At 42.2% G+C, this 13,891-nt stretch carries 13 protein-coding genes and 1 pseudogene; 4 read left to right on the top strand and 10 right to left on the bottom strand.

Translation table 11 applies throughout. The annotated features are described in order from the left end of the window. Positions 1-198 precede the first annotated feature (198 nt). The 6 genes from L4D76_RS21515 to L4D76_RS21490 form a co-directional block, all read right to left on the bottom strand. Entirely contained in the window at positions 199-1,386 is a 1,188-nt protein-coding gene (locus tag L4D76_RS21515; protein WP_428442927.1) for an alkaline phosphatase, read from the bottom strand. A 666-nt stretch (positions 1,387-2,052) separates the two neighbouring features. Then, the gene (astA, locus tag L4D76_RS21510) at positions 2,053-3,069 is read right to left on the bottom strand and encodes an arginine N-succinyltransferase (RefSeq protein WP_428442926.1); all 1,017 of its coding nucleotides are present in this window, start codon (positions 3,067-3,069) and stop codon (positions 2,053-2,055) included. A gap of 316 nt (positions 3,070-3,385) precedes the next feature. Continuing rightward, positions 3,386-4,420 (bottom strand): PQQ-dependent sugar dehydrogenase, encoded by a 1,035-nt coding sequence (locus L4D76_RS21505; RefSeq protein ID WP_428442925.1) that lies wholly within the window; start codon positions 4,418-4,420, stop codon positions 3,386-3,388. A gap of 320 nt (positions 4,421-4,740) precedes the next feature. Then, positions 4,741-5,220 (bottom strand): hypothetical protein, encoded by a 480-nt coding sequence (locus L4D76_RS21500; RefSeq protein WP_428442924.1) that lies wholly within the window; start codon positions 5,218-5,220, stop codon positions 4,741-4,743. A 1,116-nt stretch (positions 5,221-6,336) separates the two neighbouring features. Beyond that, entirely contained in the window at positions 6,337-7,284 is a 948-nt protein-coding gene (locus tag L4D76_RS21495) for a collagen-like triple helix repeat-containing protein (RefSeq protein ID WP_428442923.1), read from the bottom strand. A 199-nt stretch (positions 7,285-7,483) separates the two neighbouring features. Continuing rightward, positions 7,484-8,014: a macro domain-containing protein gene (locus L4D76_RS21490; protein ID WP_428442922.1), complete on the bottom strand. Its 531-nt coding sequence runs from the start codon at positions 8,012-8,014 to the stop codon at positions 7,484-7,486. 378 nt (positions 8,015-8,392) lie between these two features. Between L4D76_RS21490 and L4D76_RS21485 the strand changes: the two genes are divergently transcribed. Further along, positions 8,393-8,818: a GFA family protein gene (locus tag L4D76_RS21485; protein ID WP_428442921.1), complete on the top strand. Its 426-nt coding sequence runs from the start codon at positions 8,393-8,395 to the stop codon at positions 8,816-8,818. A gap of 184 nt (positions 8,819-9,002) precedes the next feature. On the opposite strand, the pseudogene L4D76_RS21480 reads toward L4D76_RS21485, so the two are convergent. The 3 genes and pseudogenes from L4D76_RS21480 to L4D76_RS21470 all read right to left on the bottom strand — a co-directional run. Beyond that, positions 9,003-9,101: pseudogene (locus L4D76_RS21480) on the bottom strand (YaiI/YqxD family protein); the annotation flags it as partial. A 399-nt stretch (positions 9,102-9,500) separates the two neighbouring features. Further along, positions 9,501-9,869 (bottom strand): hypothetical protein, encoded by a 369-nt coding sequence (locus tag L4D76_RS21475; RefSeq protein WP_428442920.1) that lies wholly within the window; start codon positions 9,867-9,869, stop codon positions 9,501-9,503. Next, a complete protein-coding gene (locus tag L4D76_RS21470; RefSeq protein ID WP_428442919.1) occupies positions 9,869-10,843 on the bottom strand; it encodes a hypothetical protein in 975 nt (324 codons plus the stop codon). Before L4D76_RS21470 ends, L4D76_RS21475 begins: the two co-directional genes overlap by 1 nt. Before the next feature lie 392 nt (positions 10,844-11,235). Between L4D76_RS21470 and L4D76_RS21465 the strand changes: the two genes are divergently transcribed. The 3 genes from L4D76_RS21465 (at position 11,236) to L4D76_RS21455 (ending at position 13,657) form a co-directional block, all read left to right on the top strand. Continuing rightward, positions 11,236-12,204, top strand: coding sequence for an RDD family protein (locus L4D76_RS21465; protein WP_428442918.1), 969 nt, complete (start codon positions 11,236-11,238; stop codon positions 12,202-12,204). 513 nt (positions 12,205-12,717) lie between these two features. Beyond that, complete coding sequence (locus L4D76_RS21460; RefSeq protein WP_428442917.1) at positions 12,718-13,317, top strand: hypothetical protein; 600 nt, start codon at positions 12,718-12,720, stop codon at positions 13,315-13,317. A gap of 70 nt (positions 13,318-13,387) precedes the next feature. Beyond that, the gene (locus tag L4D76_RS21455; RefSeq protein WP_428442916.1) at positions 13,388-13,657 is read left to right on the top strand and encodes a hypothetical protein; all 270 of its coding nucleotides are present in this window, start codon (positions 13,388-13,390) and stop codon (positions 13,655-13,657) included. On the opposite strand, the gene L4D76_RS21450 is transcribed toward L4D76_RS21455, so the two are convergent. Next, positions 13,627-13,891, bottom strand: a 265-nt coding sequence (locus tag L4D76_RS21450; RefSeq protein ID WP_428442915.1) for a transposase, incomplete at its 5' end; no start/stop codon positions are given. The genes L4D76_RS21455 and L4D76_RS21450 overlap by 31 nt on opposite strands.

The following is a 13,891-nucleotide window of genomic DNA, read 5'->3' as shown; positions in this document are numbered from 1 at the left end:
TATTACTCTTTGTGCATAACAAGCGACTAAGCCGCTGATTTATAAATAGCCTACTCAAAATAATCATCGTGCTCACTTCACTAAATTCAGTTCTAAAATACCAAGTGTTTTGGAACAAATTGATACTAAACAGAAAAGATCCATTACAATAATGGGAGTCATCGTTGCTCATTAAAAAATCAAATAATGCTTAAATAACTAGTCGCCACTAAGAGCACCATGCATGACACGATGAACAAATGTATTATCATGAACTCCTGATAATCTCTCAGATGCAGGGCCTTGTGATGTTATTGGCACATCGACTGCGGTATGCCCTGTCGTTGACCAATTAACATAAAACAAATTTCCATCCGCTGTACTAAATGGTCCATCTTCGCTAGCCAAACCACTCGATGACGGTGAAACTGACATACCACCTGTTTCATGATCTGCTGTTACAATAATCAATGTATCGCGATCAATGAGTGAAAATTGCTTGGCAACCTCAACGGCTTCATCAAAGTCTATCGTATCGGAGATAGCATTAGCCGCATCATTATCATGACTCGCCCAATCAATTTGACCGCCTTCAACCATTAAGAAGAAACCATTTGGTTTTTTCGAAAGTATATCTATCGCACTTTGTGTCATTTCAGCTAATGAAGGAGAAAAAGATCGTATCATGCCTTCATCACCAAAAAGCCCAAGTAACTTTAGCGATGAAGACGAATCGATTGCTCTAAATGAAGGTAAATCGCATACATAAGTGTATCCAATTGATATAGCTTCCTGAATGAGGTTTCTTCCATCATCCCTTTCACCCGCTTCCGGATAGCAGCCATTTTCTGATCTTGGGAGAAATTCATCCTCTCCACCACCAAGCAATACATCAATATCTGCATTCAGCATCTGAAGTGCAATATTTGTCATCATATCTCTATTTTCAACATGCGAAGAAAACGCAGCAGGCGTTGCATGTGTGATATGTACTGTAGTAACTAGACCAACAAGTTTATCTTGGTTCTTTGCATCTTCTAATATTGTTGGAACAAAACCAAGGTTAGCATCTAACCCTATAACACCATTATTTGTTTTTACCCCCGTGGCTAATGCAGTTGCTGCAGCAGCAGCATCCGTTATCAAGTTATCCGCAGAATGCGTCTGTAAAAAACCTCTTGTTGGCATGTTGTCCATGGAAAGTTTGCCTGCAGATCCAACTTTTACCAAACGTGCAGCTTTTCGATGTTCCTCCCCCATACCATCCCCAATAAATATAATAATATTTTTTGCTTCTGGTGTTACAGCGGGTGGAATAAAAACAGAATCGAACTCACTATCACCACATTTAAATATAAAAGTCGTCACAGAAATAATCAGAATTATTCTCAAGAGAACTATTTCCATTTTCGACCTCATTTTGCAATGGCAAATATAAAACCTAAACATAGCAGAAACTTAAATTATAGAGGATCTATACCCAAGTAACCTCAAGATGCTCGTTTCAGCGAGAATTTCCAGGCGCTAAGATCAGGCGCTGATTTGCAGATATAGTCGCTCTACATCAAAAATCAGCAACGCAACATTAGTGCCTGGAAAACTCGCCCTTCGGGAGTGATCCAGCCAGCTCACTTCTGTGTCAAATGCACTCGAAAGGACCTGTCATTCCTTCGCACATTTTCCTTGAATTGAACTGGCTGGCATCACTCTGAATCCTGCATCTTGAGGTAACTTGGGTATATACCAATAGGGGCAATTCTCTGATCGATTCAGCGCGTTGCCAGTCGTTTGATAGCAAACCAAATTTATGACGGTATAGTCGTTATATCAACGTAATTTAGAGTAGCTAACGAGCAGCTGGCCCGCACCTATGGGCGAGTTGAAAGGGCTCACAGAAGAACTATTTCCTGAACAGTCAAGATGTAAGCCAGGAAATAGTTAAATCACAATGGAGATGTTAATAAACCAGCAACTCACCAAATAAAATCAAAATCTCAATTGCATCTGATTGTTGCAATCGAAAATCCGCGCTCTGCTGGTTGGTTAACAACGAAATTCAATTCGTCGTTATAATTATTGTGCTACCAACCGGATCGTATCACCGTCAGAAACCTGCAGTGCCTTTGCCATTTGAGAGGAAATACGAGCTCGGTTAAGCTCTGTATCCACAGCCACTTTGCCGGCTACGGCTCTGAAATTACGGAACCGGGTGTTACTGATCAAATATTCAGTTGAGCCGGTATGTTCACCAATCTCGACCCAACAGTGGAATGCATGGCGGACAGATTCAATATTAACCAGGTCACACTCTACTGTCGGGCCTGCATCAAAAATTGCGGCATAACCGTGGTTAGTAAAACCTTCTTTTTCCAGCAGACGAAGTGCCGGCCGGGTTTTTTCATGCACCTGGCCAATCACCTCCTGAGCTTCATTACTCAGCAAGCTGACATAAATCGGCAGCTTAGGCATGAGATCGGCAATAAAGCCTTTCTGGCCAACACCAACAAGGTAATCTGCATGAGTAAATTCAATCGAAAAGAAATGCTCTTTAAGCCACTCCCAGAATGGTGAATGACCCTCTTCATCCGAAACACCTCGCATTTCAGCAAACACCGTTTTAGCGAAACGCTGCGGGTGCTCTCCCATCATCAAAAAACGGCATTTAGATAGCAGGCGGCCATTAGGGCCCTCACGCCACTCCGGACGCAGGAACAGAGTGCAAACTTCACTACAACCTGTGTAGTTATTACCAAAAGTTAACAGTCCAACCACATTGTGCACACCCAGCTTGCGCGAGGAGTGCACGACTTTACTAATATGATAGCTATAAAACGGCACATCTAAGCCTATCGCGGCTTCGATGCCCGTGGTACCGACCACTTCACCTGTTTCTGTGTCTTCAGCAACCATCAAGTAACCTTCTGTGCCAGCTGTAGTCACCTCTCTGTTAAAACTCTCTATCGAGTGGCTAATTTTCTCTTGAATCAATTCTTCATTGACCGGAAGTGAAGTAAAACCATGACCTGACTCTTCCGCACAACGCATAAGCGCCGGAAAATCAGCCTCGGTGATCGGACGAATTACTAGCATCGAACATCCCTCCTGATGCATGTAGTGGCCTCCTGGCCGCTAGTTCTTAATGGTAGATAAATAGCATTTATTTTTCTGAGCACATAGTAATGCACAGTGCCTGTCACACAACTTACGCATCTCCCTAATTAAACTTTAACAAATCAGAACCTTAAGTTCTGATACGCCTCTGGCACAATTGCAAAATAAATCATAAAATGAATAAAAACAATCCTATAAAACAAGTGTCGATTTTATAAATTAATTTATTTATAAAAAACATATTGCCTCCGCATGACAGAGTCATCGGATATAAGGTTTACGTAAGAAATCATCACTATCTTGACTCAGGCACAATGCGATAAAGGTTACCGCTATCAGTGGTGAAATAGATCTCGCCCTGCGGGCTTTGCACCAATGCGCGAATTCGCTGGTCCAACTCTGTCAGCAATCGCTCTTCTCCCACGGCCTTGCCACCCTTATCCAAAATCACCCGGTTTATATGCCGCAGTTTTAATGCACCCGCCAGCAGGTTACCTCGCCACCGAGGAAAGGCCTTACCGTTATAGAGAATAAGACTGCCCGGTGCTATAGAGGGGATGTAGACCTTAACTGGTGATTGAATGCCGGGCTTTTCTCTCGCCTCTCCCACCGCAACGGGTCCCCAATACTCTTTTCCATGGGAGGTGATGGGCCAGCCGTAGTTTTTCCCTTGAATGATCAGGTTGATCTCATCACCGCCACGGGGGCCATGTTCAATTACCCATAACCGATTTGTCTCTCGGTCATAAGCGATACCTTGCGGGTTACGGTGACCGTAGCTCCAGATCTCCGGAAGTATTCCACTGTCTGCGCTAAAGGGGTTATCTGCGGGGGCGCTACCATCCAACTTCAGCCGCAGTATCGAACCAGCATGGGTAGTAAGATCCTGGCCATTAGGCCGCTCCCCCCGATCGCCTATGGTCGCAAACAGGTGGCCGGTATTATCAAAGGCAATCCGACTGCCATAGTGTCGACTGGTTGAAGATGCCGATCGGGTTAACAACAGATCCTGCCAATCCACCAGCACGGCTTTATTAAGCTTCGCTCGGGCTAACACTGTAACACCCTGTCCTTTTAGGTTTTTACTGTAGGTAAAGTATATCCAGCCTCCACGACGATAACGGTAGGGAATAGCAACGTCCAGCAACCCACCCTGCCCTTCTGCATGCACCGTTGGAGTTCCTGTGACGGAAGTGACTACCGCTGTTGATGGATTCACTATTACTGCGGCACCATGGCGCTGGGTGATCAGCAAATGGTCACTATCAACAAATACCATTCCCCAAGGAACCCCAAGCCCGGAGGCCAGCAGTTCAACCCGGTAATTCATGCCTTCGCTGACTCCTGTATGTACTGTTTTGGCATAGAGCGGCAGCGAAAAGAGACACAAACAACAGAAGACCAATCTTGTTATTCTTAACTGTTTTGCAAGCATAAGCGCTGTCTTTAGTGGAACCCTATATACCCAAACTACCTCAAGATGCAGAGTTCAGCGAGAATTCATTGGCTTTTAGCTATCTCAAAATGCTTTTAGGATACGGACAGAGTCTTTCATAGCGTTCGCGCTTGGTTGGCAGGTAGTGGCAAAATATGAACGCTAAAATTCATTACCATCTTATCAGATTAGGCCTGTATATTTTTCAGTCGTTATCAGGATAATTTCAGCTTTATGATATTGAGAGTATGAGGTTCTATAATTTCCATTTCGTCACCTGAAAAACTTTTAACAATCAAATGACCATTTTTCGGCATCATTCTTTTAGCTGAACCAACCATGTTTTCTGCTATTAGTGTACTTCCTTTAACCTTAAATATACCCGTCATAGCCATCTGATCTTTTTCTTTGTGTGTGTTGATTGATAAGACAAAACCACCTTTTCTGTTAATCTTTAATAAGTATTCTTTGTGCTCATATCCCTTTGAACTTTCCCATGTACCGATAGGAATAGGGATTTGCTTCAGTGCAGCGTAATGAGCAAATAAATCCCGGTGTTCAGTACTCTCTACTTGCTGTCGCGATGGGAACATTTGGAATCGCGAAACTGGATTTTCATGCATATAGTATGAAGCACTGGTAATCACGCCGCAGAATAATCCAATACCAATTATTGATTTAATTCGTTGTATCACTTTCTATCCTAATATTAACTAAACATCGCCAGCCTGACATTACAATGCAGTTACTAAACGGTAATATCGGTAGTAAATCTGTTCGCTACATTAAATCGGTTATTTGTTTGCCACATTCATAACGATTACCATTTTCAGGTAGTTATTAAAATTATTTCCGTCTTGATGAAAATTTTGATTCTGCTTGTACCTTATTTATCACAATCCCTATCATAACTTTGTAACCTTGCCACAGGCTGTACAAGTATAAACCGCATTGTAAAATACTCGTTGCCAAAAATTACGTTTCACTTGCACCATCTTTGGAGTTGCACAACACTGCATTATATATTCACACCTTTCAGGTACATAAAACTAAGAAGAGCTATATAGTTATTTACATCGAGTTCTAGCTGAAGCTTACCGCCCTTAACAAAAATAATGACACAAGCGACTTTTGTGTCAGGGCTCATCGCCACACATACTTTGAAAAGTCCACATTATTCTGAAGTTCAGACTCAAAGTGCGCAGAATATAAAGATGATTGTATCGATATATCATCATGGATAACTTGGCCTGCATTTACTTGCTCACTAAGCAGAAAAACCAAACTAGCCAGAAGCAACAAAAAGGTACCAGAGAATCTAGTTTTATTTATTTTCATTTTTCATCTCATCCTTTATATCTACGATTACCACTCGAAACGTTTCTATATTTTGATACCCCTACCTATAAACGTCAATACCCTTTAAGCGATAAATGTGATCTGCGTATGTTTAGTTCCTTTCCTCTTGCAGTCTCCACCACTAAACCTTCATTAGGAACCCAGAGAAACAGGAGTAAATTCAAGGCGTTAAATAGGAAGCCCTCAAGATGACATCCCTATCAATTTGTTATCTTTAATAATCACTATTTCGTACGGAAATGTCATACAAAAATTCAATTTTTAGTATGAGGACAATTGATTTCTTTAGCACACTGGTGAACGAACAACTTGGCGATTTCACATGCTACTATTTAATCAATCGCACCAAAATAACAGAAACGTTTCTCTAGAGGGAGGGAGGGCTGCCTTTATTAATACATAAAGCCTCCGTCCATCTCCATAATCAACTGATTCCTTAACAGAACATGCGCTTACTGCGGATTATTTCTTTTCTTCTTTTGATCCTGGGGACTCACCAGCCATTTTGTTAGCCGAAGATAGAACAGTATCAACAATATGCCCAGCAGCCATTGCCATGACTTGTTGTCGTTATTACTGCTCGCTGGTTGGCTGTTACCTTCACTCGTTTGTTCAATTGCATGATTAGCGCTGAATTGCGATTCTTCCACCTGATCAAACTCAATACTGGTGATAGTTAACGGCTCTGCAGCCCTTGCAAATCCGCTATCGAAGCCATCTGACCTACCTGAACCATCTGACGCACCGGAACCACCTGACGCATCCGAACCATCTGACGCACCGGAACCACCTGACGTACCCGAGCCGCCTGACGTACCGGAGCCACCTGACGTACCTGAATCACCAGATGTACCCGAGCCACCTGACGTATCGGAACCACCAGATGTACCCGAGCCACCTGACGTACCTGAACCACCAGATGTACCCGAGCCACCTGACGCACCCGAACCACCTGACGCACCCGAACCACCTGACGGTCCGGAACCACCTGACGGTCCGGAGCCACCTGACGGTCCGGAATCACCTGACGTATCGGAACCACCTGACGTTCCGGAATCACCTGACGTTCCGGAATCACCTGACGTTCCGGAATCACCTGACGTATCGGAATCACCTGACGGTCCGGAATCACCCGACGGTCCGGAATCACCCGACGGTCCGGAATCACCTGACGTATCGGAATCACCTGACGGTCCGGAATCACCTGACGGTCCGGAATCACCTGACGGTCCGGAATCACCTGACGGTCCGGAATCACCTGCCGTACCCGAGCCACCTGAGCCGGTCGACACCGCAATCTCGCCAATTGTTCCGCTTACAACATTTCCTAGTGCTCCGAATGCGCCAGTTATTGCCAGCGATAGCAGCGATGCCACAATTGCATATTCAACTATAGTCATTCCACGCTGAGATCGATTAGCTATGCGCATAAAAAAATAACCGGGCCGTTTAATGAGAGATAACAGTTATAAGTTATTAAAGTTTAAATAAACAAAGATGGGGAGGACTGTTTCATTTATGCGACTTTTGTTAGCCAAAACATGAAAACTTAGAAGCATATCTTGAGTTTTCTCACAATAAATCTGCGCAACTTAACGATCATCCTTCCTCATCCATGTTGCTTTTTACACCACTCCATATTTCTACCATCTGGTTACCGATTAGATAGAAGTAGATTTGAAGTGCTTTAAATTCATCGCGACTGCATACTCCAAGTGCGACCTCTGCTGCCTCTTGATGAGGATAACCGTACGCACCACAAGATATCGCGGGGAATGCGACTGTTTGACAGTGATTTTCGATAGCCAACCGAAGCGAGTTTAAATAAGCTGATTCAAGCAATTCTCTCGGGTTAGCAACATGTTTATATACTGGCCCAACGGTATGAATGACATACTTTGAAGGCAGATTCCCTGCCGATGTAATTCGTGCTTCTCCAACTGGGCAGCGAATGCCATTTACAGGCTCAACCTTAAAACATTCTTCTCGTAAACCAGGGCCGGCAGCTCGATGAATAGCTCCATCAACACCACCGCCTCCCAGCATTTGAGGATTAGCGGCATTTACGATCGCATCAACATTCGCTTTCGTTAAATCACCTTCAATGATAAAGATATTCTTCATTTGCATTCACCACCTAATCAACTGAATTAATTAACATTAATGACGGTTAAATGTTTTATTAAACAGAAAAACCGTATTCCTTCAACACTCTTCAGGAAAGTTGCTAACTATAAGAGATGATTGCTGGCTATGCGCTCAATAAGAATCAGCTAAAGAGCATAAAAAACAGGAACCATCCACACTTTAGATTGTAATAATAGATTAACATTTAAGGGGGCTATTACTGTTCAGTCATCAGGAAGTCTTAGATATATCTCAGCACAACAGAAAACCACAATCTACAAATGGCGTCAAATCCGAGCCTCGCCCGGTCCAGTGACGTTGATACCGTTGAAATAAATACGTTCTATAGTTATATAAAATTTCAACATTAAGGATAAAAAGATGAAGAATTGTGTTTCAGGGGAATCAAACTGTCTATGCGGAAGCGTAAAAATTAAAGCAAACGCTATCAGTCCTAAAATCACAGTATGTCATTGCGATATGTGTAGAAAATGGGGAGGAGGACCTGCCCTCGCATTACATTGCGGAACAGAGATAGAAATTGATGGAAGTGACAAACTAAAAATATATGATTCATCTGATTGGGCAGAAAGAGGATTCTGTGAGAACTGCGGGACACATTTATTTTATAGAATAAAGGGAACGGGTGAATATAGTATCCCGGCTGGATTCTTTCCCAATTTAAAAGGGCTAGAAATTGAAATGCAGTATTTCAGTGATCAAAGGCCAGACTATTATTGCTTTGCTAACCAAAGTAAAGAAATGACAGCGGCAGAAGTATTCGCCAAATATTCCCCACCGGAATAAGTACATATCAAACTGCGCTGAACAATGACTTCGATCTTCTGACTAAGATAGGCAATGCCTATCTACGCGCAACTCGTAAAGGTAGCATAATTAAGCAGGGGAAAAACAAATCATAATGTGGCCCCCTAGCCTACTTGCTACCATCGCGTTATCGGAAACTCCAAGTGAAAGCCGCCATTATAATCTACTGTTTTTTATGATTTTTCATAATAAACGTATCTAGCTTGTTGGCAAAATCCTGACGATCAGATTGATTCAACGTAGCAGGGCCGCCCGTTTGGATCGTGACGCAGCATGTCACGCAATGGGATCAACCCTGTTGATGTACTGCTACTGACGATGGAAGATCAATTGAGTTCGATTAGTGCGAATGGAATATTGAGGCTGATTGACAAATTGCCAGATGATACGCGTAGAGCGCTGATTGCGTTAATTGTTACACTAAGGAATGGTTGATAAATACTGGAAGCGCTTACGATGCCTGATTAGAAGTGAGTAGAAAACTACTCACCCCTTTAATTATTTCGGTTTTGGCGCATTACCACGCCCCTTTCCTGAAGGTTTCCCCGTTGTACTTGGATAATTCGGATTGGGTGCACCTTTACCTTTAGGCATTGATTATCTCCTTTCTGCAGACCACTTCACTCTTAATATTAGCAGGCGGCAAATACCGCCCTTTCATTTAATTTGTTAATTGGTCATAACGCTGATTAAACTTATCAATCACCTTCTTCATTTGTCGTTCCATGCCCTTAATACGCAAGTCTTTTTCAGCAGTAGTTGTGCTGCTTTGGTAGATCGCATCCCGGCGTTTACGAAGTACTTTTAATTGCTTTTCCGTTCCCTTCAGCAATGGAAGCAAGCCAAGCTCGCTTTGATGACTCTGATAAAGTTTATTTCGATCCGCACCAAACGAGGCTTTCAATTCGTCGCGGAGCTGTAATAGCTCGGTTCTGCGGTCATAGAACTTGGTTTGATCTTCATAAGGCATTACCTTATCGCTGATCCGTGACCAGAAGGCGATATTGCGATCCTCAATATCGTTACCCATTAATGCCGAACCAAGCCCTGGTGCTTTATCGGTACCAAAACATGCCTGCATGTTTGTTGTAGCAATGTCCCGGTATGCGTATTGGATGCGCCTACATCGGATGGCGAATTAGGCTGGCTTTGGCTTGCGGCCTTTTCAACTACCTTATTTGCCTTCTCGGTAACAGATTCGCTTGGCGTCTCTGGTGTGTCTGCCGTACATTGCGTGTCTGGTGTATTGGGTATTTCAACAACCTCACCAAATGCGAGCTTGGTTCGACGCACCACTTCGGCCAGGCGTTCTGATGCCGGTTTGCCTTCAAAGGCAGGATCGGCAAGTAAGGTATCATCAATATGCAATGCCACGTTCCAGCGGTCGCCCTGCTCTTGCTTCCAAGCGCTTAAATCAGTGTTCTCATTGAGAACCTGATTCACTGCTGGCGCTTCTTGTGGTTGCTGAGTAACAGGCGATTGCGCTTGAACCTTAGCAAGCAACGTAGAGATAACCGGCGCGATCTCTGGATAATTCTCTTGCAACTCATCCATCTGCGCATCGGTAATATCAAGATTTTCAGGTAAGTCAGCAGGATCAACACCTAACTTCGCAAGCTGCTTATCACGAACTTCAAGCAAACGCTGTGTCTTTTCGAAATCAGCTTCACGCTGTTTCGATGCGGCAAGTTCATCTTGCAAGCGTTGGTTTTCAGCGCGTTGAGCTTCTAAAACCTCAAACGGGATTTTATTTTCGCCGTCTTTGGCTACAATGTATTTCTGTTGATCTTCGCCCTGCACTGGATCTTCCTGCTCCGCAGTTGCCGGAGCTGCGTTCGTATCGGCTTCTAAGCTGGCTTTATCAGTGTCAGTTTTCTGCTCTGGCGCTTCGTCGATGACCGGTTCAGCTTCTTGTGGTTCGTCAACCACAACAGCATCATCCAATGCATCCAACATCGCTTCCATTTCTTCTAGCGTTTCGTTACCTGTGATCTCAATAGTCATTTACTTACTTCTCCGTAATGTAGACGTATCGCTGTCTGTGCGGTTAAGGGCTCTCAGCGAAAGTACTTAGCGGCACGTACAAAAAAGCCCCGCATATGCGAGGCACAAAAAAAAGCCGCAACCCGAAGGCGCAGCTTTTCAATATGGGATTATTCTGACCGACTTTTTGGTAAGTTACAAGGTTGCCGTCTCCCCCTCAACACATACAGCTAAGTGTTCAAAATCAAACACTAAGATTAACGGCATTTATTGTTGCTTTATTCACATATTTCAAGCTTACACAACAACATGTACATGTATGCTGATATCATTGTCTGCTTTTTGTAAAAATGTTCAATTGCGCACAGTAAGGTAAATGAACGGCTTAAGTTTGTTCAATTCAAGGAAACACGATGACAGAAGTTAATAAGGAAAAAAGATGGATTGCTGGTTTTTGGCGAAGGTTCGGGGCATTCTTTATTGATATTTCCATTCTTGGCATCACTGGCTTTTGCTTAGGAACAGCGTTTCAAGATTTCTTCGTTGAAATAGGTAACTGGGGGAATTTAATCGGATTCTCAATTGCTCTATTTTACTACGGCATACTAAATAGCAACATTGGAAACGGACAAACATTAGGTAAAAAGCTATTTAAAATAAAGGTGGTAGACTCAGAGAACAATACAATAAGCATCTTTAAGTCATGCGGCCGATATTTAGTACTATTCATCCCAGCTTATTTTAACGGTGTGCAGCCTGATGATGATATCACACCTGTAATATTAGAATACTTATACCCTCTTATAATTTTTGGGGGACTATTCTCAACATACTATTTGTATATTTTTAATCGTATTACAAGGCAATCATTACATGATCTGGCGTTAGGTACCTACGTTGTAAACGTCAGTACTGAGAAACAAAGTGTTGGGAAAGTATGGCGACCACACTTAGTTATAGTCTCCCTTTTTTGTATAGCTATGCTTAGCTTACCAGTCTTTTTGCCCACCTCTTCTCAACAAGAATTAATTGCAAAGCTTGCTACAAGCCAAGATGCTATAATGGAAATCCCTCCGGTAATTTCAGTTAAGGTAGCTGACGGTGAGTCATTTGTGAAATCAACTAAGGGCGAAGACACAGAGACCACCTTCGTTGCTGCAGATGTATACCTAAACAAAAATTATATAAATGATGAAAGGTTGGCTCGCCATATAGCAGGATTAATAATTCAGAATTATGAGCTTGCACTAGAAAAAGACATCATTCAAATAAAGTTAATATACGGTTATGACACTGGAATTTTTTCACAATGGGATAAGCGCACTCACACTTTTGAGCCTCTAGAGCTAACAACTGACCTGCTCTCTAAGCACGGAAGCTAACTTTGAGCTTGATGCTTGAAAGCCAAGATCCCAAAATTCGCTGGCTTTCAAGTATTGTTCTCCAATAAATCTCACTACAACTCAATAGCATCAATCTGCGACTGCAGCTGCCCCATCCACTGCTCTCGCAGTTGTGAAACCTCCTGATTAAGCTTTTCCATTTCCTGCAAGATTTTACCCGTTTCCGCCTGGGTATTGGTATCTTGATAGCGTTACTTTTCGGCAAGTTACAAGGTAACAGTTATCGGCAATACTAACCCTCTCTTCGTGGCCATTTGATCGAAATCAATAGATTAGATTAATTGCACTAAATTATACATCTGTTTGTGCTGCCAGTGTCTAACATTCAAAGCATATGTGAGTATTGCTGCATATAAGTGCGGTAGCGTGGTTGATGCTAGATCTACCAGTATGTAATGCAACAATATTGATTGTCCTCTCTCTTTGTATACAAAGCAGATCATGCAAATAATACAAACCATCTTCGTTAAATAAGATCCAACGGAGGCTAACATGAAGAAATCAAACGATTCTTTTAGACCATTAATTTTTATATTCCTAGCTGTTTTTGCTATGGCAGCAGCAACACTTGGGTTTCCTGCAGTTCTAATATATCTCCTTATGATAAAACTCATTTACTCTGTTGTTATTTCAATAGTAATTAACGAATGGAAAAACAAAAATAAACTTGTAGTTGAGTCAAGCAAAGATACTAACTGGGATGGTTATTTTTTGGGGGCTCCAATCCCAGTAAAAGACACAAGAAGCACATTGAAGAATTTGCACTTCAACAACAAAAAAAACATGAGAGCCAGTTATTTGAAATTGCTCATCCCTAAGGCTACATTTATTTCTATCTTATTAATCACCTTACTTGAATCAGTATATAAATCCTATCTCAGTAGTGAACATCTTTTATTTCCCCTTTTTGGGTACATAAGTGTCATATACATGGTGTATAAGCTATTTGAATGCATCAAGTCAATTAAGGTAATTAATTATGACTCATGGTGCATAAAGGAGCAGCAACTCGATAAAAAAATTTATTGCTCCGCATATATTAAAGAATCAGAAAAATATTATTTGCCATTTCTCTCGGAGGTTTTTAAGTAAGATAACAGTCATCTGCAAAAACATAACACATATGAATTGGTAGCATATCCACAACGTAAGGAGAACTGAGATGACAGACAATACAGAAAAGACCATCTACAATTGTCACATTCATTTATTCACACACGAAAATGTACCAAATAAATTCTTGCCATTTTTGCTTGTTCCTGCCGCAAGATGTGAACCTTTTCGTCGGCTTTTGACTTTGGCAATGGAAGTCATCATACCATGGAGTGAAAGAGACATATTTCATCGTTCTGCTAATTTTATTAATGTCGCATACTCTGATAGTCAAGAGGATATACCCAATCAACTTGAAGATGCAGACTTGAGTACCTGAAAGTTATCATTAAGTCGAGACGTCAATGAGCCTGCGATCTCTGGAAGAGTGACAGTAAAAAATTGGTCTATAGCTTCCTTGAAGTCACGTTTACTTTTGAAGTAAACGTTATTCCTCGACTTTTCGTTCATCACTTTCCAAAGTCGTTCTATCGGATTAAGGTTCGGACTGTAAGGCGGAAGATAATGAAGCTTAATATTGAGAACGAAAGCCGCATCCCTGACCAAATCACTA

The organism is Photobacterium sagamiensis (assembly GCF_050337085.1).
Taxonomy (GTDB): Bacteria; Pseudomonadota; Gammaproteobacteria; order Enterobacterales; family Vibrionaceae; genus Photobacterium; species Photobacterium sagamiensis.
This window is presented reverse-complemented; position numbering and strand designations above follow the sequence as displayed.

Excerpts from the sequence above, each read along its gene's own strand:
- L4D76_RS21490 (WP_428442922.1), bottom strand. The coding sequence starts at position 8,014 with ATGCAAATGAAGAATATCTTTATCATTGAAGGTGATTTAACGAAAGCG.
- L4D76_RS21465 (WP_428442918.1), top strand. The coding sequence starts at position 11,236 with ATGACAGAAGTTAATAAGGAAAAAAGATGGATTGCTGGTTTTTGGCGA.
- L4D76_RS21470 (WP_428442919.1), bottom strand. The coding sequence starts at position 10,843 with ATGACTATTGAGATCACAGGTAACGAAACGCTAGAAGAAATGGAAGCG.
- L4D76_RS21515 (WP_428442927.1), bottom strand. The coding sequence starts at position 1,386 with ATGGAAATAGTTCTCTTGAGAATAATTCTGATTATTTCTGTGACGACT.
- L4D76_RS21505 (WP_428442925.1), bottom strand. The coding sequence starts at position 4,420 with ATGAATTACCGGGTTGAACTGCTGGCCTCCGGGCTTGGGGTTCCTTGG.
- astA (WP_428442926.1), bottom strand. The coding sequence starts at position 3,069 with ATGCTAGTAATTCGTCCGATCACCGAGGCTGATTTTCCGGCGCTTATG.
- L4D76_RS21460 (WP_428442917.1), top strand. The coding sequence starts at position 12,718 with ATGAAGAAATCAAACGATTCTTTTAGACCATTAATTTTTATATTCCTA.
- L4D76_RS21485 (WP_428442921.1), top strand. The coding sequence starts at position 8,393 with ATGAAGAATTGTGTTTCAGGGGAATCAAACTGTCTATGCGGAAGCGTA.
- L4D76_RS21475 (WP_428442920.1), bottom strand. The coding sequence starts at position 9,869 with ATGGGTAACGATATTGAGGATCGCAATATCGCCTTCTGGTCACGGATC.
- L4D76_RS21455 (WP_428442916.1), top strand. The coding sequence starts at position 13,388 with ATGACAGACAATACAGAAAAGACCATCTACAATTGTCACATTCATTTA.
- L4D76_RS21495 (WP_428442923.1), bottom strand. The coding sequence starts at position 7,284 with ATGACTATAGTTGAATATGCAATTGTGGCATCGCTGCTATCGCTGGCA.